Below are 20,971 nucleotides of genomic sequence, written 5' to 3'. Positions count from 1 at the left end.
CCTCAGAACGAGACCTTGGGCGGGATCTGCGCGGCGGCGCGATCCTCGATCTCGTAGAAGGCCTCGGGCCGAAAGCCGAACATGTTGGCGACGAGCACGCTCGGGAAGGTCTGGATCGCCGTGTTCAGGTCGCGCACGGTGCCGTTGTAGTAGCGGCGCGCCATCTGCATCTCGTCCTCGATATTGGCGAGCTGGCCCTGCAGCTCGCGAAAGTTCGCGTCCGCCTTCAGCTCCGGATAGGCCTCGGAGATGGCGATCAGCCGGCCGAGCGCGCCGGAGAGCGCCTGGTCGGCTGCCGCCTGGCTCTTGACGTCGCCGGCATTCATGCTGGCGGCGCGCTTCGCCGCGACATCCTCGAAGATGCCTTTCTCATGCGCGGCATAGCCCTTCACCGTCTCGACCAGATTGGGGATCAGGTCGGCGCGGCGCTTCAACTGCACGTCGATGCCGCTCCAGCCCTCATGCGCGAGGTTCCGCTTGGCGACGAGCGTGTTGTAGAGGCTGATCGCATAGAGCGCGGCAGCCGCGATCACGGCCAGGACAATCCATGTGGTCATTGCGTTCCCTCGGTTTTCCCACGGCTTGCCGGCGGGCATGGCCCGGCGTGGCGCGAATCTCGGCGGCCCGGACCGGGCTCCAGCCTTTGATAGCGCTCGCGCGGCGGATTGCGAAGGCTGGCGGTCACAATCGCAGCAAAGCCAGCGGCCGGACGGGCGCTAGTTCCGCGCCTCGCGAACGGTGCCGATCGCGTCGAAGATGCGCGAGCGCTGGCGCGTCTCGCGGGCGATCTTCTGGATGTTGGCATTGCGCTGAACGGCCTGGCGACCGGCTTCGATCACCAAGTCGACCTGCTTCTTGTCGAGGCGCAGCCGGGTCGGAATGCTGTTCAGCTCCCGAAAGAGCGACGGGTCGGCATCGCGGAATGTCAGATGCTCGGTGGTGACGATGACATCGCGGCAGTTCCAGCCGACCAGCGTGCCGCGATGGCGCAGCACCTCGGCACTCGATAGTCCGCAGCGATAGCGGATCAGGTGCTGCTGCCATTCGTTGAGGGTCAGGTCGACGGCGTCGAAGCCGTGGCCGGTCGAGGCGGCGATCGTCGTGTCGGCGACGGAGCGCAGGATCTTGCCGAGATGCGGGCTCTTCGGCGAGGTTCCCCAGTCATACTGCCCGTCGACGCCGGCATCGGTGACGATGAACAGGAAGTTGTGAATGCGAACCGCCTGGGTCGCGGAGAGCGGCGCATAGGGCGTGGTGGCGCGGGCGCGCTCGAGCGACAGGCCGCCAATGCCGAGATTGTCGGTCAGCCCGCCATCCAGCAGGCGCACATATTTGAGCTCGTCCTTCGACTGGTAGGAGTCGAGCGCGCGCGCATAGGCCTGCAGGCGGACGGAAGGGTTGTCGGAGGCAAGCGCCTTCTGCAGCCAGGCCGGCCTCTGATAGTTGCAGGCCCCCTTTTCCGGCGTATTGAGCACGACGGGGGCGAAGACAACCGGCACGGCAGCCGAGGCGGCGACGGCATCCGCGATCTTGACCTGGTCGAGATCGCTGCAGAGCGCCGAGAACGTGTCCTGGGTGAAGAGGAAGGGCGTGTTGTTGTAGATGTCCGACGCGGTGATCCAGACAAGCGGCCGGTCCGGCTTTTCGAAGGCGGCATAGGTCTGGCCGTCGAACAGCTTCTCGTCGAGCCAGCGGCCGAAGCTGTTGCGGTCGTTGGCGCCGCCATGCATCGCCGCGGTCATCAGATTGGCCGGGTTGGGGGATGTCCGCATATAGGCCTCGGCGTTCTGCTCGAGGAAGCGCTCGCGGAAATCGACGAATTCGTCCTTGCCCTTGTAGCCGAGATAGGCGGCCATGACGGCGCCGCCCGACGTGCCGGCGACGGAGCGGACGTCGTCGACCAGGCTGCGCTCGCGCGGATGATCGTCGATGATCAGCGTGTCGAGCTCGGTGAGCGCGCCATAGGCGAAGGCCGCCGCGCGCGTGCCGCCGCCCGAGAAGGCGAGCGCGACGATCGTGCTGCCGTCGTCAGCCGGATCGGGGATCGCGTCCGGCGACGGCTTGCCGGCTTCGCGGCTCGTCTGGTTGATCGGCGTGCTGTCGATCGCCGAGCAGCCCGACGTGATGATCGCCGCTGCGAGCCCGGCGAACCGCAGCGCCGCCCCAAACCTCTTCAGCAACTGTCCGTTCTCCCAGCCCGATCGGAGAGCCGCAGTCTAGGCGCGAGGGCTTAATCGTCCTTGAATCCTCCGGGCAGGGTCTGCCCTTCCTATGTCTTGCCCGCCCAGGGGACGAGCCGGCGCTCGATCCAGCGCAAAATCGCTTCCAGCGCGAAGGCGACGGCGGCGATCACCAGGATGCCCATCAGCACCACGTCGGTGACGAGGAACTGCGCTGCCGACTGGATCATGAAACCGAGGCCGCGCGAGGCGGCGACGAGCTCGGCCGCGACCAGCGTCGACCAGCCGGCGCCGAGCGCGATGCGGATGCCGGTCAGGATCGAGGGCAGGGCGCTGGGCAGCACGACATGGCGCAGAAGCTGCCCGCGCGTCGCGCCGAGCGAGCGGGCGGCGTTCAGGCGGTCGGCGTCGACGCCCTTCACACCGGATGCCGTCGAGATCACGATCGGCGCCAGCATGGCGATGCCGATGATCAGGATCTTCGACGGCTCGCCGATGCCGAACCAGATGATCACCAGCGGCAGATAGGCGAGCGGCGGGATCGGGCGCAGGAACTCGATGATCGGATCGAAGATGCCGCGGCCGATCCGGCTGGAACCGATGGCGAAGCCGATCGGCACGGCGATCAGCGTCGCGGCGACGAGCGCGGCGAAGACGCGGGCGAGGCTGGCGGCGAGATGCTGCCAGAGCGTCGCGTCGACGAAGCCTTCGCGCGCCACCGTCAGGAACGCCTTGCCGACCGCCAGAGGCGCGGGCAGGAACAGGGCCGAGACGAGCTGGAAATAGGCGGCGACCGTCCAGGCCAGCAGCAGCGCGGCGACGGTCGCGGTCGCCGTGATGGCGACGACCGGGCGCTTTCGCGCCGCCGGCGGCTCCGTCGCGGCGGGCTCGGCGGCTCGCGCCGGGGCGAGGCTCGCTTCGGCGAGATCGAGGCTCATGCGGCTTCCCTCTCAAAAATGCTGTCGAGGAGATCCTCGCGCGCCGTAACGAAGGCGGGGCTCGCCTTGATCGAACGGGCGCTTTCGCCGGCGAGGCGACGGCGGCCGAAATCGACGTCGAGCCGGCGGATGATGCGACCGGGGCCGGGCGCCATCACGATGATGCGGGTCGCGAGATAGAGCGCTTCCTCGACGCCGTGGGTGATCAGCAGCGTGCCGGCGCCGCTCCGGGCCCAGGCGGAGAGCAGGAGATCCTGCATGCCTTCGCGCGTCATCGCGTCGAGCGCGCCGAGCGGCTCGTCCATCAGCAGGAAGGCGGGATCGGCGGCAAGCGCGCGGGCGAGGCCGATGCGCTGGCGCTGTCCGCCCGACAATTGCCAGACCGGCCGGTCGCCGAGCCCGGCGAGGCCGACGACGTCCAGCAGGCGGTCGGCCTGCTGCCGCCGCTCCGCCGGGCCGACGCCGGCAAGCCGGGCGGCGAAGGCGATATTTTCCGCGGTCGATAGCCAGGGGAACAGCGCGTCGTTCTGGAAGACGACGGCGCGCTGGGCGCCGGGGCCCGTCACCGGCTCGCCATCGACGAGGACGCGGCCGGAGGCGGGCGAGAGGAAGCCGGCGGCGAGGTTCAGGAGCGAGGTCTTGCCACAGCCCGACCGCCCGACCACGACGACGAACTCGCCGGAGCGGATGTCGAGCGAGACGTTCGACAGCACCGGCGCGCCGCCGTCATAGCGGAGCGAGATGTTTTCAAGCGCGAGATGGGGCATGGGCTATTTCCCTTGCTGCCGACGATCCCCTTTCATGGGGATGTCCAGTTGCCAGACCGATTTGCCGGACACCGATGTCCATCATCCTGAGGGGCTTTCGCAGAAAGCCGTCTCGAAGGACGCACGACGGCAATGCCGCGCTGCACTTCCATTGTGCGTCCTTCGAGACGGCCCTTCGGGCCTCCTCAGGATGATGACGGAGGTAGGCTGCATGCCGACTGCCGGCACACCCCCCAGAAAACGGTTGGCCCGTTCCGCGACAGAGGGGCGCGGAACGGGCCGGATGTTGTCGCGGCATTGGCCGGCCGCCGTCGGCCGCCGCGACGACATCAGTTGGAAGCTTGCGCCTCGGTCACGAACTTCGTCGTGACGTAGCTGCTGTAGTCGGGGAGCACGGCCGGGATCTTGCCCTGCTCCTTGAGGAAGGCCGAGGCGTCGGTGATCGCCTTGACCGTGCCGCCGCCGAGCAGCTCGTTCGAAGCCTGCTCGCCGAGCAGCGGGAAGTGGTAGCCCTTGAGCAGGGCAGGGACTTCCTCGACCTTGGCGCCAGTCAGCCGGGCGATCTTGGCAGCCTGTTCCGACTTGGCGTCCCAGCTCTCCGGCTTGGCGCGGAAGTCGGCATAGGCCTGGCCCGTCGTCTTGACGAAGGCCTTCACCGCCTCCGGATGCGCGTTGGCGAATTCCTTGCGGACGATCCAGGCGTCGAAGGTCGGCGCGCCGAAGGTCGCGACCTGCGCGGAGTCGGTCAGCACCTTGCCGTTCTCCTTGATCTTGCCGAGCGCCGGATCCCAGACATAGGCCGCGTCGATGTCGCCGCGCTCCCAGGCCGCCGCGATCTCCGGCGGACGCAGGTTGAGGATCTCGACCGACTTCGGATCGATGCCCCAGTGCTTCAGCGCGGCGAGCAGGCTGTAATGCGTCGTCGAGACGAAGGGCACGGCGATCTTCTTGCCGACGAGATCCTTCGGCTCGCTGATCTTGGCGCCGTCACGCACGACCAGCGCCTCGGAATCGCCGATCAGGCCGACGACGAAAATGGTCTCGATCGGCAGCTCGCGGCTGGCGGCGGCGGCTAGCGGGCTCGATCCGACATAGCCGATGTCGACCGCGCCGGAAGCGATGGCCGCGATCACGTCGGCGCCGGAATCGAACTTCTTCCAGTCGATCTTGGCGTTGGCGGCCTTTTCATAGAGGCCGTCGGCCTGCGGGACCTTCGAGGGCTCGACCACCGTCTGGTAGCCGATGGTCAGCTTGGTCTCGTCGGCGCGGGCGGTGGCGCCGGCGGCAAGCGTCAGGCCGATCGCGGCGGCCGTGGCGACGAAGGTGCGGCGGGTGAATTTCGACATGGGATGATCCTGAAATTGGCGCGCAGGCATCCGTTCGCGGAACGGGAGCGCGCGGAGAAAAAGGAATTTCTGGAGAATGTGCCGCTGGGCGCGGCGTCGCCGTCAGGCGACCTCGACCGATCGGTCGGTCAACAGAGCCGGGTTGTCATGGCGCGTCTCCCTTTGGGGCTTAGCCGTTGTTGGCGCGGGGCAAGCCGATCCTGAAATCGCCGCGGCGGTCGATCATCCGACCGTGCCTTCAGCTTAGGCAATGACGGCTTAGGCGATAAAGGCAGTCGTTTTTAAATTTGAACTAGGTCGAGGTCGTTCGTTGCGCGTTTATCGCGTCGCGCGGATCCGGGCTTACTTTGCGGCAGGTCGGATGCCGAGCATGGGCTTCGACGTGCGCCATCTGGAATGCGTCGTTGGGATAAACCAAAGAAAAAGGGAGGGCGCTCGCGCGTCCTCCCTTCGGAAGCTTTGATCCGGCGAAAGGCTCTCAGTTCGCCTTCGGCAGGGCGTAGGCGACGATGTAGTCACCGCGATCGGGCGACTGGCGGGCGCCGCCGGCCGAGATGACGACGAACTGGCGGCCGCTCTCGGGCGACACATAGGTCATCGGGGTCGCCTGGGCGCCGACGGGAAGCCGGCCCTTCCAGAGCTCCTCGCCCGTCGCGCTGTCGAGCGCGCGCAGATAGTAGTCCTGCGTGCCGGCATAGAAGACGAGGCCGCCGGCCGTCGTCGTCGGGCCGCCGAGCGACGGCATGCCGACCGGGATCGGCAGGCCGGTCTTCAGGCCGAGCGGACCGGTATCCTGCAGCGTGCCGGCCGGAACCTGCCAGACGATCTGGCGCGACTTCAGGTCGATGCCGGTGATCGTGCCGTAGGGCGGCTGGTGGCAGGGGACGCCGAGGATCGACATGAAGCCGTTCTTGAGCGCGCCATAGGGCGTGCCCTTCTGCGTGCCGAGACCGTCATGCGCCGCCGACGGGCCGTAATTGTCCGCGACCTCGCGCGGCAGCAGCTCGAGGAACTGCGGCATGCGGATGTCGTTGACGACGAGCAGGCCGTTCGCCTCGTCGATCGAGGCGCTGCCCCAGTTCATGCCGCCGTAATAGCCCGGGTAGATCAGCGAGCGGGTCGTGCCGGGCGGGGTGAACTCGCCCTCGTAGCGCATCTTCTTGAAGGCGATCCGGCAGAGCAGCTGGTCGATCGGCGTCGCGCCCCACATCCGCGCCTCGGTGAAGGGCTCGGTACCGATCGAGGGCATGCCGACCGAATAGGGCTGGGTCGGCGACAGGAAGTCCTCCTTGACGCCGCCGGCCTGCGGCACCGGCTTCTCCTGCACCTCGGCGATCGGCGTGCCGTCGCGCCGGTCGAGCAGGAAGATCTGGCCGCGCTTGGTGACCTGGATCAGGGCCGGCGTCTTGCCGCCCTTGCCGTCCGGAACGTCATAGAGCGCCGGCTGCGAGGGAACGTCGTAGTCCCAGAGATCGTGATGCACGGTCTGGAACTTCCACCGCTCGCGGCCGGTCTCGATGTCGAGCGCCACGACCGAGGCCGTGTAGTCCTCGGCCGCCTTCGAGCGATGCGCGCCGAAGAAGTCGGGCGTCGCGTTGCCGGTCGGCAGGTAGACGAGGCCGAGGGCTTCGTCATAGCTCGGCGTCGACCAGACGTTGGGCGTGCCGCGCGTGTAGCTCTCGCCTTCCGGCGGCAGCTTGGTGATGTTGGGGTTGCCGAGATCCCAGGCCCAGGCCAGTTCGCCGGTGCGGGCGTTGAAGGCGCGGACGGCGCCGGAAGGCTCGCCGGTCTCGACATTGTCCCAGACCCAGCCGCCGACCAGGATCAGGTCGCGCATGACGGTGGGCGCCGAGGTCTGGAAGTAGAAGCCGGCCTTGACCTCGCCCATGCCGTTCTTGAGATCGACGGTGCCGTTGTTGCCGAAGCCGGTGCAGAGCTCGCCGGTCTTGGCGTCGATCTGGATCAGGCGGGCGTCGATCGTCGTCAGCACGATGCGGGCGCCGCAATTGTCGGCGACGGGAGCCGGGGCTTGGGCGGCCGGGGCGGCGGTCGCCCCGGTACCCTCGGCCGGCGTCGGATCGGTCGCCGCGGGCGCCGCTGTGACGACGGCCGGCTCGTAGTAGCTGACGCCCCGGCAGCGCTGCCAGAGCGGCGATTTCGCCTGCGGATCGAACTTCCAGCGTACGGCGCCGGTTTCGGCGTTGAGCGCATGCACGATGTTGTGCGGCGAGCAGGTGTAGACGGTGTCGCCGACCTGCAGCGGCGTGTTCTGGTCCTCGGCGCCGGAAACCGCGGGATCGCCGGTCTGGAAGGTCCAGGCGACTTCCAGATTCTTCACGTTGTCGCGGTTGATCTGGTCGATCGGGGCATAGCGCGTGCCGTTGGGCGTGCGGCCATAGTGGCGCCACTCGGTGGCGCTCAGGGCTGCCGGCGGCACGGCCGTTGGCGCGGACGCGGCGATTTCGGTGCGGATGACGCCATGCGGCTTGAAGGCGTAGACGACGGCGGCACCCAGCGCGACGAAGAGAACGAGCGCGAGCAGGATGGCCGGGCCCGACGAGCGACGCGCACCGTTGCGGGCCGGGAAGGCCGGCACGAGGATCAGCGCGATGACGGCGAGGACGGCGGGCGCGACAAGGCGCGGCACCAGCGGCCAGAAGTCGAGGCCGACTTCCCAGATCGCCCAGGCGATCGTCGCCAGAAGGATCAGGATGTAGAGCCAGGTGGCCACCGGCCGGCGCAGGATGTGCAGGACGCCGACGATCAGCAGGCCGACGCCCGCCAGCGCGTAGTACCACGAGCCGCCCAGGGTGATCAGCTGGACGCCGAGGCCGGCGAGCAGCAGGCCGACAAGCGCGACGACGATTCCGAACAGGACAAGCAGCCATCCGCCTATGCCGAGCGGAGTTCTCGATTGGGCCATGTTTCTTCCTCGGTATGAGGCGCCGGCGAGGGGAGAACCGGTGCCGATCTGCGATGGAGCCTGGGGCAAATCACGCAATGCACGCCGGGCGGCGTGGCGACTCAACGGGAGCCTACCGCAAGTTTAGGCGTCGACGCCGACGGACTCAACGCATCGATCGAACGGGGAATGATAGCGGCGCCAATGGGATGCGGTGGGGATCCGGCTGTAATTCGGAAGGTGCCCGACCGATCTGGCGCGCCAAGCGGGCGTCGCGGTGGCGCGGGCTTGAGGAGGGGAGGCCGGTCTCGTCTGATGGAGAGCCTAGCCTGCCTCCCGCTCCTATCGCGCGGCGCTGATCCGTGATGCGGCCGCCGTGTTCAAGCGGCGGCCTGCGCCGTGCCGTTGCCGAGGCGCGCGGCGAGGCGGAAGCCGTCCGCCCATTTGCCGTGCCCGCTTTCCGTGTTGATGTGGCCGGCCGTGCCCATGTCGTGCAGCTCGGAGCCCCAGCGGGAGGCGAAGAAGCGGCCGCGCTCGACGCTGACATAGGGGTCGTTGCGGCTGAGCGCGAGGATCGACGGGAAGGGCAGCCGATCCAGCGGGATGGAGCCGAAGCCGGCGAGCGGATGCTCGCCGGGCAGGCTCTCGACATCGGCGGGAGCGACCAGCAGCGCACCGGTGATCGGCGTGCGGGGAAAGCGCTTGGCATAGTGCGCGACGAGCACGACGCCGAGGCTGTGCGCCACCAGGGTCGGCTGCCGCGCGCGCCGGACGGCGGCGTCGAGCCGCTGCAGCCAGGATTCGAGATCCGGGGCGTGCCAATCGTCCTGCTCGACGATCCGTGCATCGGCGTCGACGTCGAGCCAGCGGCGCTGCCAATGGCCAGCGCCGGATCCCTGCCAGCCGGGAATGATCAGTCGGGACATGTCCATGCTCTATCGGGGGGCGTTGTCCCAAGAATAAGTTAGAGCCTCGCCGGCATGAAGAAATGAGGGTCCAAGGTTTTTTACCCTGCCGGATTATATTACCCCTCCGGCCGGCGGGCAGCCGGAAGTTGCCTTCCGCTCGCGGTTCGCGCGCGGAGCTCGCGCCGCGGCGTGGATGCCTGGCGGCGCGATTCTCGTCGGCGACGGCGGTGCCGTCGTCGGTCGGGTGGCCCCGGAAGTCGGCTCCCGGGGCCGATCCGCCTCAGGTCCCGGCGCGTAGGCGCTGCAGCAGCGCGACGTCGGGATAGGAATCCGCCGGCATGCCGAGCTCGATCTGCATCGCCTTGACGGCGGCGCGCGTTCCCGCGCCGATCATGCCGTCCGCCTTGCCGACGTCATGGCCGCGCTTGGCGAGCAGCTTCTGCAGCTCGACGACGTCCTTGTAGGGAAGCTGCTTGGCGTCGTTGCCGCGACCGACCGGCGGGGCGCCGGCGAGGCGCGTCGCGTAGTAGGCGGCGGTCGTCGCGTAGATGAACGACTGGTTCCATTCGAGATAGACGCGGTAGTTTTGGTAAGCGAGGAAGGCCGGGCCATGGCGGCCCATCGGCAGCAGCAGCGAGGCCTTCAAGTCGGATTCCGGCAGGTGCGAGCCCGGCGCGACGGTGACGCCCATCTTCTTCCAGGTCGAGATCGGATGCTGGATCTGCAGGTCGGCCTGCGCCCAGTCGAGGTTTTCCGGAACGCGGACCTCGGTCAGCCAGGGCTGGTTGGCCTGCCAGCCCTCATGGACGAGCAGGTTGGCGGCGGACGCCAGCACATCCGGCACGCTCTTGATCAGGTCGCGCCTTCCGTCGCCGTCATAGTCGACGGCGAAGTCGCGGTAATGGGTCGCCAGAAACTGCACCTGGCCGAGCTCGCCGGCCCAGGGACCCTTCATCTCGGCCGCCGTCAGGTCGCCGCGGTCGATCACCGTCAGCGCCGCCATCAGCTGGTCGTGGAAGAGCTGCGGGCGCCGGCAGTCATAGGCGAGCGTCGCGAGCGAGCGCAAAGTCGGCATGTCGCCGAGATTGACGCCGAAATCCGTCTCCAGACCCCAGAAGCCGACGAGCACGGGGGCCGGGACGCCGTAGTCCTTCTGGATCCGGTCGAACAGCTTGGCATTCTGCTTGATCAGCTGCGTGCCCTTCTGCATCCGGTACTTGGCGACCATGCGGTCGGAGAATTCCAGGAAGCTCTGCGAGAAGACGTTCTGGGCGCGGTCCTTGGCGACGACGTCGGGCGCGTAGGAAAGGCCGCTCAGCGCCGCGATCGCCTGCGGGGAATGCCCCTTCTGCGCGGCCTCCTGCTTGAAGCTTTCGAGCCAGGCCGGAAAACCGGAAGCGTCCTTGCAGGATGCGGCGAAGGCGGGAAGCGCCGAAACGGTCAGCGCGAGGAATGTCGCAAGCTGCAAGCCAGCTTTTCGCATGAGAACCTCCGAGGGCAGGGGCCGAGGATTGGCCATAGATGTCTCTCCGGCCTGGGGCCGGAATCGATTGGGGCGACTATGAACGGGCCAATCCGCCGATTCCATGACGAAGCGCGCCGATAGCGTGCAGGCGAGAGCGGTGTTGCGTTTCAGTTGCGCAGCGCGGTCCGGGCCTGGACCAGCCGCTTCGGCGCCGTCTGGCGCCAGGATTTCTCCACCAGCGGCGTCAGCCGTTCGGCGTCGGTCGCCGGAAGCCGCACCAGCACATAGGCGTAGCCGCGGAAATGGTCGTTGGTGAAGAACACCTCCGGCTCGACGGCGATCAGCATGTCGCGGTCGTCGCGATCCATCTTGAGCGCGAAGGTGGTGCCGTCCTCCTGCATCCGGCCGAAGAAGGTCTTGCCGAGATAGAAGGAGGGCGTGCCGTGCGTCACGCCCTCGCGCACTTCGGGAAGCGCGAGGAAGATCTGCTTCAGCGTCGGCCAGTCCACCGGCATGGCAAGCTCCGCTCCGTCCGGACCGCGTGGACACGGGCCAGAAGGTGCAGTCTGCGCCAGTCGAACGCGGGCGACCAGTCCCGGCGGCCAGTCCCGGCGGCTAAGCCGCCTTCTCGCGCTGGTAGTCCTTGATCTCGCTGGCGACGATCTCCGGCGAGCGCTCGAGGTCGTAGCGCAGCTCGAAGGCGGAGGGCGCCATGAAGACGGGCGCGCCGTCGAGATCCGACGCCATCGACGAGCGGTGGCGGTCGATGAAGGTCTCGAGCGCGACCTTGTCGGTCGAGGTCACCCAGCGGCAGACCTGGAAGCGCGAATGCTCGAAGTCGATCGGCAGGCCGTATTCGACCTGCATGCGCTCCTTCAGCACGTCGAGCTGCAGCGCGCCGACGACGCCGATGATCGCCGGCGAGCCGTCATGCGGCACGAAGACCTGCACGACGCCTTCCTCGGCCATCTGCTGCAGCGCTTCCTTCAGCTTCTTCGCCTTCATCGGATCCTGCAGGCGGATGCGGCGCATGATTTCCGGCGCGAAGCTCGGCACGCCGTGGAAGACGAGGTTCTCGCCCTCGGTCAGCGTGTCGCCGATGCGGAGCGTGCCGTGGTTCGGGATGCCGACGACGTCGCCGGCAAAGGCCTCGTCGGCGAGCAGACGATCCTGCGCGAAGAAGAACTGCGGGCTGGAGAGCGGGATCGGCTTGCCGGTGCGCACCAGCTTCGCCTTCATGCCGCGCTGCAGTTTGCCCGAGCAGACGCGCAGGAAGGCGATGCGGTCGCGATGGTTCGGGTCCATGTTCGCCTGGATCTTGAACACGAAGCCGGACATCTTCGGCTCCGTCGGCTCGACGATCCGGCCCTCGGCCTGCTGCGGCCGCGGCGACGGGGCAAAGGCGGCCATGGCGTCGATCAGGTCGTGCACGCCGAAATTCCGCAACGCCGAGCCGAAATAGACCGGCGTCAGATGGCCCTGGCGGAAGCTGTCCATGTCGAAGCCATTGCCGGCGCCCTCGATTAGCTCCATTTCCTCGCGGAACATGGCGACCGCCTCGGGCGTCGTCAGGCCGTCGATCTTCGGATCGTCGGGTCCGGTGACCGGGATGACCGCATTGTCGGTGTCGATCCGGCGGACGGTCCGCGCGACGATGTCATAGGTGCCGGCGAATTCGCGTCCGCGGCCGATCGGCCAGGTCATCGGCACGGTGTCGAGCGCCAGCGTCTTCTCGATCTCGTCGAGCAGGTCGAACGGGTCACGCGTCTCGCGGTCGAGCTTGTTGATGAAGGTGACGATCGGAATGTCGCGCAGACGGCAGACCTCGAAAAGCTTGCGGGTCCGCGCCTCGATACCCTTGGCGGCGTCGATCACCATGACGGCGGAATCGACGGCGGTCAGCGTGCGGTAGGTATCTTCCGAGAAGTCTTCATGGCCCGGCGTGTCGAGCAGGTTGAAGATCGTGTCGCCATATTCGAACGTCATCACCGAGGTGACGACAGAGATGCCGCGCTCGCGCTCGATGCCCATCCAGTCGGACCGGGTCTGGCGGCGGTCGCGCTTGCCTTTCACCTCGCCGGCGAGCTGGATCGCGCCGCCCATCAGGAGCAGCTTTTCGGTCAGCGTCGTCTTGCCCGCATCAGGGTGCGAGATGATGGCGAAGGTCCGGCGGCGATCGACGGGTCCGGTAAGGGCGTCCATGAAAACAGTCTTCTAACGGTTTTTGAGGTGGCGCATCGATAGACGAGACGGGCTGGAAAGGCCAGCCCCGGCTCATTCTTCGTGTCGGTTCGCACTTTTTCCCGCGCGAACCGGTTCCCGTTTCGCCCGTTCTAGCGCTTCTTCAAGTGCAGCGCGGACACGGCGACGCCGAGCCAGCCGATCATCATCGTCGTGCCGCCGATCGGCGCGAGGAAGGAGAGGGCGGCGCTGCCGGAGAGCGTATGGAAGGCGAGCGCGCCGGAGAAGCCGATCAGGCCGAGCGCGATCGCCCAGGCCGAGATCGACATCAGAAGCGCCGTCGCCGGCACGAAGAAGCCGAGCGCGAGCAGGGCGGGCGCCTGCGCCATCGCCATGTTGCCGGCGGTGCCGAGCCGCTCGCCGCCCGGCACATGCGCGCCGGCCGCTGCCATCGCCACGCCGATCATGCCGGCAAGGCCGGCGACCACCAGAAGCGCGCGTTGTCCGTTCATCCCATCTCTCCTGTCGGCGGCCGCTTTCCGGCCGGTGCCGCGATCCCTAGAGCGTTTTCGAGCGAAGCGGATACCGGCTCGCGTGAAGAAAACGCGACCAAACAAATAGTTAGAGCCTTTCATCGTTTCCATGACGCGATGAAAGGCTCTAGCGACGCCGCTTCATGCCGCGTGCGGAGGCGAAAATCCACTCGCATCGCGAAAGCGTCTGCGTCTGGATAGACCGCACCGGACCGGATTGGCTTCGTGGCAAATCCGCCCAGCCGGCCGGTCGCCGAGCCGATTGATCGGCCGATTCGCCGCCGTCGATCTGCCGCAAGGGCATTGTCAGCGCCGGTCCGGCTGTTATGCTAGCGCTAGCATTGGCGGGCAAGGACCACCTTCGCCGCGTGCCGGCCGGGCCTCGTCTCGTCGGCGCATCGTCGGTAGGACCGGAGGAAATCATGATCATCGTTACGGGTGGAAGCGGGCTTGCCGGCCGCGCCGTGGTTCGCGACCTCGTCGAGCACGGCTACGACGTCGCCTCGGTCGACATGGCGCCGCCGCCGGCGGGCCAGGGCGTGCCGTTCAGCAAGGTCGACCTGACCGATTACGGCCAGGCGCTCGCCGCCTTCTCCGGCATCGACGACCGGTTCAAGAAGGTCACCGGCATCGTCCATCTCGCCGCCATTCCGGCGCCGGGGCTGGCGCCCAACCACGTGATCTTCGAGACCAATATGATCTCGACCTACAATGTGTTCGAGGCGGCGCGGGTGCTGGGCATTCGTAACGTCGTCTGGGCGTCGAGCGAGACGGTTCTCGGCCTGCCGTTCGAGACGCCGCCGCCCTATGTGCCGGTCAACGAGGACTATCGCGGCCGGCCGGAGACGGCCTATTCGCTGTCGAAATTCTTGGGCGAGGAGATGGCGAAGGAGTTCTGCCGCTGGGATCCGGAGCTGAAGATCTTCGGGCTGCGCTTCTCCAACGTCATCGCGCCGGAACGCTATGTCGAGTTCCCCGCCTTCGACGCCGACATCAACGCGCGCAAATGGAACCTCTGGGCCTATATCGACGTGCGCGACGCGGCGCAGTCGTGCCGCCTTGCGCTCGAATCGCCGCTGAAGGGCGCCGACGTCTTCGTCATCGCCAATGAGGACGGCGTCATGAGCCGGTCGAACGATTCGCTGCTCGACGAGGCGTTTCCCGGTATCGCTCGCAAGCGGCCGATCGACCCGAACGAGACGTTGCTCTCGATCGAGAAGGCGAAGAAAGTCCTCGGCTACAAGCCGCAATTTGGCTGGCGATAGGGGAGCGCGGGCGTGCGCGGTGCGTCCTTCGAGACGGCCCTCCGGACCTCCTCAGGATGTCGAGGACGGCGAACGGGGGTATGACGCAGCCCCGAGGCAAGCACCGCCGTCACCCCGGCCTCCGAGCCGGGGGCCATGCAGCCGGGCTATGGGGTAGCGCGCACCACTCGACCCGGGCTCGGCCTGAGAGGCTTCGGCTGCATGGATTCCTGCTTTCGCAGGAATGACGGAGTTCTGTCCTGATTGGCGGAAGCTGTCTGCATGCGCCGCGAAACAGGCGATCGCTCAGTCCGCGCCACCCCCGAACAGCGGCAGTTCGTCGAGCTTGGCGCGGCTTTCGATGGCGAGGATCCGGCGCTTGGTGGCGATACCGCCCGTGCCGGAGAAGCCGCCGACCTTGCCGCCGGCCGCCAGCACGCGGTGGCAGGGGATGATGATCGGATACGGGTTTTCGCCGAGCGCCCGGCCGACGGCGCGCGCCGCGCCCGGCTCGCCGATCGCCGCCGCCACCTCGCCATAGGTCAGCGTCTCGCCGGGCGGGATGGCGCGCGTCACGTCATAGACGCGCTGGTTGAACGGCGGGATGTGGTCGGGATCGAGCGGGATGCTGGTCAGGTCGTCGTCCGCCCCTTCGAGCAGGGCGATGATCGCGGCGATCGCCTCGGTGACGAAAGCAGGCGGCTCCGTCTCCCGCGCTTTCGGAAAACGGCGCGCCAGCTCCGAACGCGTCGCCTCGGCGCTCTCGCCGGGAAACTGCAGACCGGTGATGCCGCGCGCGCTCCAGCTGATGCCGCAGGGGCCGATCGGCGTTTCGAACAGGACGAGGCCTTCTGTGCTCATGCGAAGAGGCTAGCACAAAACGGGAACGGAGCCAAATGGCGGCGTCACTCGTCGTCGTCGGGAATGGCCAGGATCTCGCCACAGGCCTTGCAGTGGACCGCGTCCGGGTCGTGCCGTTGCAGCGCGCAGCGGGGGCAGGGGTGGAACACCTTGTAGGGCCGGACGATGGCCTGGGCCAGGCGGACGAACAGCGAGATGCCGCAGATCATCGTCACGATCGAGGTGAGCTTGCCCCAGGGGCCGGGAAGGGTGAGGTCGCCGAAGCCGGTCGTCGTCACCGTCGCCACGGTGAAGTAGAGCGCGTCGATATAGCCGGTGAAGCCGTGGCTGTGGCGGAAGAAGAAGGTGTAGATGAAGCCGGTGGCGACGAACAGGAACGTCACCAGGTTGAGCACCGCCTGGAGCGGCAGCTGCCAACGGGCGAGTTGGCGCGGCGTCAGCAGTCGCCACAACATCCCGCTGCGCGACAGCGACCACAGCCGCAGGATGCGCAGGAAACCCAGATTGGCGAGATAGGCCGGGAAGAGCAGCGTGATCAGGATGAAGATGTCGACGATCACCGTCGGCTGCCGCAGCCAGGGCCGCAGCCGCGTCTCCGCCAGGCCCCGGCAGGCCAGGTCGAGCGCCAGCACCGCCGCGATCGCATAGTCGTACCAGAGAAATGCCGAAGCATCGCGGATCATCGGTGTCGCGATGAAAAAGGCGATGATCAACAGGTCGATCGTGACGACGCAGGTCTGGAAGATCCGGGCCGGACGAGACCGGCCATGATACAAGTAATGCAGCTGTCGCCGAAGCCGGGCGAAGCTGATGGCCAGCGAACTCTTTGCGCTCGTATCCATTTCGGCTCGTGCGATCGACCGGAACTGCTGCCATAGCATGCCTGCCGGTCCGTCGATAGCTTGTCCGGACGGGTGCACCCGCTAGTGATCGGCCAGCGTCGGGTCCGATTGCTTCAGCTTGCTGATGCCGTCCGAATAGATGTCGCGGACGCGGCTGATGTGGTCGCGGATCGTCTGCGTCGCGGCGGCGACGTCGTCCTTCGCGATCGCTTCGACGATCGCGTGATGCTCGGTCTTCGAGATGTCGAACAAGGTCTCGTTGGGCGAGGAGAAATTGGCGCGGAGCGCCTGGATGCGCGGATCGATCGAGCCATAGACCTCGCCGAGCAGGGCGTTGCCGCAGGCGATGAAGAAGGCCTTGTGAAAGTCCTGGTCCAGCTTGTGGTAGGTCTCGTGCTGGTAGTCGTCGCGCATGGCCTCCATCTGGCCGATGGTCCTCGTCATGGCCTTCAGGAGCTTCTTCGGGTCGCGCTTCATCGAGAGCCGCAGCGCGTAGCATTCCAGCTCGATGCGCAGTTCGCAGAGCTCGCGCACCTGGTCGAGCGTGGGGAAGGGGACGAAGCAGCCCTTCTGCGGGCGGATCTCGACCAGCCCCAGCGACTGTAGCTGGAAGAACGCCTCGCGGATCGGCGTCTTGCTGGTGCCGAAGGTCTCGGCGACGGCCTTCTCGCTCAGCATGGTGCCATAGGCGATCTCGCCATGGGTGATGCTTTCGAGCAGGCGGTCGAAGGCCATCGCCGTCAAGGATTTCGGGCGGTCGATCTGCTGGGCCGTCATTGGGTGGTCGCTCCCCTGGTGGACGCCAGCCATAGGCCGGCGGTCCGGTAGTCTATAGATATTTCGGCCGTCGAAAAATGGCATGGCCCAGGCTTGGGCGTCGCGAAGGCCTCTGCTTGGCGCGCCCGGCGTCGCTTGCTCGTCATCATCCACATCCACTGCCCGTCATGGCCGGAAATCGAGGCGGCGGGGCCAAGCGCTGCTGTCCAGGCGCGTGTCGCATTCCGTCCGCTTCGACATCTTTTGCGTCTCTATCACGGCCGAACCGCCGCTTCATCGTCCCGCCGGATCCTTCCTAGGACAGGGTTGCCTCCTCGTCAATTTTCAAATATCTGAGATATCACTAGCCGCCCGGTGGGGACTTTGGTGCCGGCAGCGATCGCTAGCTTTGTGGAGGAAGAAACCGATGTTGAATCGCCGTTCCGCGTTCAAATACGCGCTCGCTTTGTCGGCCCTGACTGCCGTGATCTCGTCCGGCCCCAGCTTCGCCGAAGAGAAGAAATTCACGATCGGCTACTCGCAGATGTGGGGCACCAACCCCTTCCTGCTGGCGCAGGCCGCCGGCGCCGAGAAGGCCGTGAAGGAATGGGCCGACAAGGGCGTCACGGTCGACATGATCGTGACCAATGCCGGTGACACCGACGTCAACAAGCAGGTCGCCGATCTCGAGGATCTCTATGCGCGCGGCGTCGATGGCCTGCTGATCTTCCCGGGCGACAGCATCGTCGTCGGCGATCCGATCGTGAACCTCTACAACAAGGGCAAGATCCCGGTCGCGATCACCGATATCGGCATCGAGAAGGGCGACTACGTCCACTTCAACATCACCGACAACTACAAGGGCGGCGCGCTGGCGGCCCAGCTGATGGCGAAGAACGTGCCGGCCGGCGCCAAGGTCATCACCTTCGATCACCTGCCGAACAGCACGGCCGGTCAGGAGCGTCGTCGCGGCTTCGAGGAAGAGGCGGTCAAGCTCGGCCTCACCGTCGAGCCGCGCAAGATCTACACGCTGAGCCTCGAGAATGCCCGTCGCCTGATGGAAGACACGCTGACCTCCATTCCGGACGTCGCCGGCGTGTTCTTCATGAACCAGGTCGGCGGCCAGGGCGCGGCCTCGGCGCTGGAGACGCTCAACAAGGCCGACAGCGTCAAGCTCGTCGCCTTCGATCTCGATCCGATCTCCTACGGCATGGTCAAGGACGGCAAGCTGCTCGGCCTCGTCGTCCAGAAGCCGTTCGAGATGGGCTATGCCGGCATGAACAACATGGTCGCGTCGCTGACCGGCGGCGAAGTCCTGAAGGACATGCAGATCGAGCCGCTGATCCTGTCGAAGGAGACGGCCGCCGATTTCGCCAACGACCCGCAGGTCACCGGCGGCAAGTAACGCCCGCTTCCCGAACGTACCGACCATTGAACTCGCAGGGCGCCCGCGCGGCGCCCTGCCCAGGGAATAGCCATGAGCGGGGAGCAGCCATGAGCGGGGCGGAAGTGCCAATTCTGCAATGTAGCGGCATCGTCAAGTCGTTCGGCGGCGTCCGTGCGTTGCGCGGGGTCGATTTCGCCATCCGGCGCGGCGGTATTCATGGCCTCGTCGGCGAAAACGGCGCCGGCAAGAGCACGCTGACGCGCATCATCGCCGGCATCCATCGCCAGGACGAAGGCTCGATCCGTCTCGACGGCGAGGAGTTGCGGCTTGCCGATGCGAACGACGCGCTCGACCGGCGCATCGTCACCATCCATCAGGACATCAACCTGATCCCGTCGCTGTCGGTCACCGACAACATCCTGCTCAACAACGAGTTGACGAAGGGTGGGCTGCTGCGTCGCAAGGACGGCCGCAAGCGCGTCGCCGACCTGCTGGCGAAATACCATCTCGACGTTTCGCCGGACGCGCTGGTGCAGACGTTGCCGAACGACGCCCGCAAGATGATCCAGATCATCAAGGCGGTGAACCGCGACGCGCGCATTCTGATCATGGACGAGCCGACCTCGTCGCTGAACCAAACCGAGGTCCGCGTCGTCCTCGACATGATCCGCTCGCTCGCCGAGCAGGGCGTCGGCATCGTGTTCATCTCCCACTACATGTCCGAGATCTTCCAGGTCTGCAACGACATCACCGTGCTGCGCGACGGCCAGAACGCGGCGCATCTGCCGCGCGAGACGACGACGCTCGACGTGGTTGTCGGGGCGATGCTGGGATCGGAGGCGGCCGCCGCCAAGGCGACGGGCCAGCACGCCCGGCGCGAGATCGCGGATGAACCGCTGTTCGAGGTCGCGGGTCTGTCGGCGCCGGGCAAGCTGCGCGATGTCGGCTTCACCCTGCGCAAGGGCGAGGTTCTCGGCGTCACCGGTCTGACCGGCTCCGGCGCCAGCGACCTCGCCAAGGCGATCTTCGGCTCGACCGACATCCGCCGCGATGGCGGCCGCTTCCGCCTCGAGGGTCGCGAGGTTCGCCTCGACAACCCGCACCAGTCGCTGTCGCACCGCATCGCGCTTTTGACCAGCGATCGCCTGCGCGAGGGCGTGCTGCCCGATTTCTCGCTGATCGACAACATGACGCTGCCGATCCTCGACCGGTTCTCCAAGGGGACCGGCTTCCTCGACGAGAAGCAGCGTCGCGAGGTGACGGAAGCCGGCATTCGCCGCCTGAACGTCCGCACCTCGGGGCCGAACGCCACCATCCGGCAGCTCTCCGGCGGCAATCAGCAGAAGGTGCTGATGGCGCGCTGGCTCGAGACCGGGCCGAAGGTGCTGATCCTCGACGAGCCGACGATCGGCATCGACCTCGGCGCCAAGGCGGAGATCAAGGCGATCATCCGCGATCTGACAGCCCAGGGCGTCGGCGTCATCCTGGTCACCACCGAGATCGATGAGATCGTCGACATGTGCGACCGCGTCCTCATCCTCTACCGGGGCGCGCTGATCCGCGAATACGCCGGAACCGACATCAACAGAGAGGCTGTTCTGGCGGCCTCGATCAGCGGGAGCTGAAATCCATGAGTGATGCTGTCGTCAAGCCCGCCCCGGGCCAGAGCAATTGGATGGACACGCTGCGGCGGTCCTACGGCCTGATCCAGTCGCTCGCCGTTTTGGCACTGCTGATCATCGTGCTGTCCTATCTTTCGCCGCGCTTCATGACGTGGATCAACATCAGCAATCTGATGGCGCAGATGTCGGTGATCCTGATCGTCGCTGCCGGCATGACGGTGGTGATGATTGCCGGCGAGCTCGACATCTCCGTCGGCGCCATCGTGGCGCTGACCTCGACCACCGCCGCCTATCTGATGGTGAACTACGGCATCACGGCCGGCCTCGTCGCCGGCATACTGATCGGCCCGGCCTTCGGCATTCTGAACGGCTTCATCGTCACGCAGTTCAAGATACCCTCGTTCATCGTCACGTTGGGCACGTCGATGATGGCGCGAAGCCTCGCCTTCGTCGTCACCGGTGGCATGGTGATCGCCGGCGTCCCGGCCGAGTTCAAGATCATCGGCCAGGGCAAGCTGCTCGACGTGCTCGGCTTCACCGAGACGGGCGCGTTCGAATATCTGAACATTCCGCTGCCCTTCCTGATCGCCATTCTCGTCTATGCGCTGGTCTGGGTGCTCCTGACCCGCACCGCCTTCGGCAAGAAGGTCTATGCCGTCGGCGCCAACAGCACCGTCGCGATGCTGTCCGGCATCCGCGTCGCCCGGGTGAAGATTGCCTGCATGATGATCGTCGGCCTGACGGCGTCGCTGGCCGGCCTGCTGCTGCTCTCGCGCGTCGGCGCCAGCCAGGCGGATTCCGGCCGCGGCCTCGAATTCGAGGTCATCGCCGCCGTCGTTATTGGCGGCACGAGCCTCTATGGCGGCCAGGGCAACGTGCTTCGCACGATCATCGGCGTCGTCATCATCGTCCTGATCCGCAACTTCCTGAACCTCTCGCGGATCGACATCTTCTGGCAGGATTTCGCGACCGGCGTGATCATCATCACCGCCGTGCTGCTCGACGCCCTGCAGAAATACATCGCGTCGCGGAGGTAAGC

Annotated in this window: 18 protein-coding genes; 4 read left to right on the top strand and 14 right to left on the bottom strand. The window is 66.7% G+C overall.

Annotated elements, in window-relative coordinates; genetic code table 11:
* Positions 1–2: 2 nt before the first annotated feature.
* The 11 genes from AC6HZP_RS19275 to AC6HZP_RS19225 all read right to left on the bottom strand — a co-directional run bounded on the left by AC6HZP_RS19275 (position 3) and on the right by AC6HZP_RS19225 (position 13,199).
* Positions 3–557 (bottom strand): LemA family protein, encoded by a 555-nt coding sequence (locus AC6HZP_RS19275; RefSeq protein ID WP_201400619.1) that lies wholly within the window; start codon positions 555–557, stop codon positions 3–5.
* A 159-nt stretch (positions 558–716) separates the two neighbouring features.
* A complete protein-coding gene (locus AC6HZP_RS19270; RefSeq protein ID WP_497524148.1) occupies positions 717–2,180 on the bottom strand; it encodes a patatin-like phospholipase family protein in 1,464 nt (487 codons plus the stop codon).
* An 89-nt stretch (positions 2,181–2,269) separates the two neighbouring features.
* Positions 2,270–3,118: an ABC transporter permease subunit gene (locus AC6HZP_RS19265; protein WP_497524147.1), complete on the bottom strand. Its 849-nt coding sequence runs from the start codon at positions 3,116–3,118 to the stop codon at positions 2,270–2,272.
* Complete coding sequence (locus tag AC6HZP_RS19260; RefSeq protein ID WP_497524146.1) at positions 3,115–3,885, bottom strand: taurine ABC transporter ATP-binding protein; 771 nt, start codon at positions 3,883–3,885, stop codon at positions 3,115–3,117. Before AC6HZP_RS19260 ends, AC6HZP_RS19265 begins: the two co-directional genes overlap by 4 nt.
* A 329-nt stretch (positions 3,886–4,214) precedes the next feature.
* Positions 4,215–5,231 (bottom strand): taurine ABC transporter substrate-binding protein, encoded by a 1,017-nt coding sequence (gene tauA / locus AC6HZP_RS19255; RefSeq protein ID WP_201400615.1) that lies wholly within the window; start codon positions 5,229–5,231, stop codon positions 4,215–4,217.
* 478 nt (positions 5,232–5,709) lie between these two features.
* Complete coding sequence (locus tag AC6HZP_RS19250) at positions 5,710–8,154, bottom strand: membrane-bound PQQ-dependent dehydrogenase, glucose/quinate/shikimate family (protein WP_497524145.1); 2,445 nt, start codon at positions 8,152–8,154, stop codon at positions 5,710–5,712.
* 359 nt (positions 8,155–8,513) lie between these two features.
* The gene (locus AC6HZP_RS19245) at positions 8,514–9,059 is read right to left on the bottom strand and encodes an RBBP9/YdeN family alpha/beta hydrolase (protein ID WP_497524144.1); all 546 of its coding nucleotides are present in this window, start codon (positions 9,057–9,059) and stop codon (positions 8,514–8,516) included.
* Positions 9,060–9,321: 262 nt separating this feature from the next.
* Entirely contained in the window at positions 9,322–10,524 is a 1,203-nt protein-coding gene (locus AC6HZP_RS19240) for a lytic murein transglycosylase (RefSeq protein ID WP_497524143.1), read from the bottom strand.
* Between the two features lie 149 nt (positions 10,525–10,673).
* Positions 10,674–11,021: an MmcQ/YjbR family DNA-binding protein gene (locus AC6HZP_RS19235; protein WP_497524142.1), complete on the bottom strand. Its 348-nt coding sequence runs from the start codon at positions 11,019–11,021 to the stop codon at positions 10,674–10,676.
* A gap of 100 nt (positions 11,022–11,121) precedes the next feature.
* Complete coding sequence (locus AC6HZP_RS19230) at positions 11,122–12,708, bottom strand: peptide chain release factor 3 (protein WP_497524141.1); 1,587 nt, start codon at positions 12,706–12,708, stop codon at positions 11,122–11,124.
* 131 nt (positions 12,709–12,839) lie between these two features.
* Positions 12,840–13,199 (bottom strand): DUF423 domain-containing protein, encoded by a 360-nt coding sequence (locus AC6HZP_RS19225; RefSeq protein ID WP_497524140.1) that lies wholly within the window; start codon positions 13,197–13,199, stop codon positions 12,840–12,842.
* A 443-nt stretch (positions 13,200–13,642) separates the two neighbouring features.
* Here AC6HZP_RS19225 and AC6HZP_RS19220 point away from each other — a divergent pair, with 443 nt between their 5' ends.
* Positions 13,643–14,485: an NAD-dependent epimerase/dehydratase family protein gene (locus AC6HZP_RS19220; protein ID WP_497524139.1), complete on the top strand. Its 843-nt coding sequence runs from the start codon at positions 13,643–13,645 to the stop codon at positions 14,483–14,485.
* 285 nt (positions 14,486–14,770) lie between these two features.
* Here the strand turns inward: AC6HZP_RS19220 and AC6HZP_RS19215 are convergent, their stop codons facing one another.
* From AC6HZP_RS19215 to AC6HZP_RS19205, 3 genes are all read right to left on the bottom strand, one after another.
* Entirely contained in the window at positions 14,771–15,325 is a 555-nt protein-coding gene (locus AC6HZP_RS19215) for a methylated-DNA--[protein]-cysteine S-methyltransferase (protein ID WP_497524138.1), read from the bottom strand.
* A 44-nt stretch (positions 15,326–15,369) separates the two neighbouring features.
* A complete protein-coding gene (locus AC6HZP_RS19210; protein WP_497524137.1) occupies positions 15,370–16,167 on the bottom strand; it encodes a potassium channel family protein in 798 nt (265 codons plus the stop codon).
* 81 nt (positions 16,168–16,248) lie between these two features.
* The gene (locus AC6HZP_RS19205) at positions 16,249–16,944 is read right to left on the bottom strand and encodes a GntR family transcriptional regulator (protein ID WP_497524136.1); all 696 of its coding nucleotides are present in this window, start codon (positions 16,942–16,944) and stop codon (positions 16,249–16,251) included.
* 406 nt (positions 16,945–17,350) lie between these two features.
* Here AC6HZP_RS19205 and AC6HZP_RS19200 point away from each other — a divergent pair, with 406 nt between their 5' ends.
* The 3 genes from AC6HZP_RS19200 (at position 17,351) to AC6HZP_RS19190 (ending at position 20,969) form a co-directional block, all read left to right on the top strand.
* The gene (locus AC6HZP_RS19200; RefSeq protein ID WP_497524135.1) at positions 17,351–18,328 is read left to right on the top strand and encodes a substrate-binding domain-containing protein; all 978 of its coding nucleotides are present in this window, start codon (positions 17,351–17,353) and stop codon (positions 18,326–18,328) included.
* An 89-nt stretch (positions 18,329–18,417) separates the two neighbouring features.
* Positions 18,418–19,935: a sugar ABC transporter ATP-binding protein gene (locus AC6HZP_RS19195; RefSeq protein WP_497524134.1), complete on the top strand. Its 1,518-nt coding sequence runs from the start codon at positions 18,418–18,420 to the stop codon at positions 19,933–19,935.
* 5 nt (positions 19,936–19,940) lie between these two features.
* The gene (locus tag AC6HZP_RS19190) at positions 19,941–20,969 is read left to right on the top strand and encodes an ABC transporter permease (protein ID WP_497524133.1); all 1,029 of its coding nucleotides are present in this window, start codon (positions 19,941–19,943) and stop codon (positions 20,967–20,969) included.
* Positions 20,970–20,971: the final 2 nt, after the last annotated feature.

Source organism: Kaistia sp. SLG-1 (assembly GCF_059699055.1).
Note: the sequence above shows the minus strand (reverse complement) of the source record. Positions and strands in the feature narration are given on the sequence as shown.

What these genes read in the sequence shown, in the direction of transcription:
- AC6HZP_RS19275 (WP_201400619.1), bottom strand. Translation starts at nt 557, where the DNA reads ATGACCACATGGATTGTCCTGGCCGTGATCGCGGCTGCCGCGCTCTAT.
- AC6HZP_RS19265 (WP_497524147.1), bottom strand. Translation starts at nt 3,118, where the DNA reads ATGAGCCTCGATCTCGCCGAAGCGAGCCTCGCCCCGGCGCGAGCCGCC.
- AC6HZP_RS19260 (WP_497524146.1), bottom strand. Translation starts at nt 3,885, where the DNA reads ATGCCCCATCTCGCGCTTGAAAACATCTCGCTCCGCTATGACGGCGGC.
- tauA (WP_201400615.1), bottom strand. Translation starts at nt 5,231, where the DNA reads ATGTCGAAATTCACCCGCCGCACCTTCGTCGCCACGGCCGCCGCGATC.
- AC6HZP_RS19250 (WP_497524145.1), bottom strand. Translation starts at nt 8,154, where the DNA reads ATGGCCCAATCGAGAACTCCGCTCGGCATAGGCGGATGGCTGCTTGTC.
- AC6HZP_RS19245 (WP_497524144.1), bottom strand. Translation starts at nt 9,059, where the DNA reads ATGTCCCGACTGATCATTCCCGGCTGGCAGGGATCCGGCGCTGGCCAT.
- AC6HZP_RS19240 (WP_497524143.1), bottom strand. Translation starts at nt 10,524, where the DNA reads ATGCGAAAAGCTGGCTTGCAGCTTGCGACATTCCTCGCGCTGACCGTT.
- AC6HZP_RS19235 (WP_497524142.1), bottom strand. Translation starts at nt 11,021, where the DNA reads ATGCCGGTGGACTGGCCGACGCTGAAGCAGATCTTCCTCGCGCTTCCC.
- AC6HZP_RS19230 (WP_497524141.1), bottom strand. Translation starts at nt 12,708, where the DNA reads ATGGACGCCCTTACCGGACCCGTCGATCGCCGCCGGACCTTCGCCATC.
- AC6HZP_RS19225 (WP_497524140.1), bottom strand. Translation starts at nt 13,199, where the DNA reads ATGAACGGACAACGCGCGCTTCTGGTGGTCGCCGGCCTTGCCGGCATG.
- AC6HZP_RS19220 (WP_497524139.1), top strand. Translation starts at nt 13,643, where the DNA reads ATGATCATCGTTACGGGTGGAAGCGGGCTTGCCGGCCGCGCCGTGGTT.
- AC6HZP_RS19215 (WP_497524138.1), bottom strand. Translation starts at nt 15,325, where the DNA reads ATGAGCACAGAAGGCCTCGTCCTGTTCGAAACGCCGATCGGCCCCTGC.
- AC6HZP_RS19210 (WP_497524137.1), bottom strand. Translation starts at nt 16,167, where the DNA reads ATGGATACGAGCGCAAAGAGTTCGCTGGCCATCAGCTTCGCCCGGCTT.
- AC6HZP_RS19205 (WP_497524136.1), bottom strand. Translation starts at nt 16,944, where the DNA reads ATGACGGCCCAGCAGATCGACCGCCCGAAATCCTTGACGGCGATGGCC.
- AC6HZP_RS19200 (WP_497524135.1), top strand. Translation starts at nt 17,351, where the DNA reads ATGTTGAATCGCCGTTCCGCGTTCAAATACGCGCTCGCTTTGTCGGCC.
- AC6HZP_RS19195 (WP_497524134.1), top strand. Translation starts at nt 18,418, where the DNA reads ATGAGCGGGGCGGAAGTGCCAATTCTGCAATGTAGCGGCATCGTCAAG.
- AC6HZP_RS19190 (WP_497524133.1), top strand. Translation starts at nt 19,941, where the DNA reads ATGAGTGATGCTGTCGTCAAGCCCGCCCCGGGCCAGAGCAATTGGATG.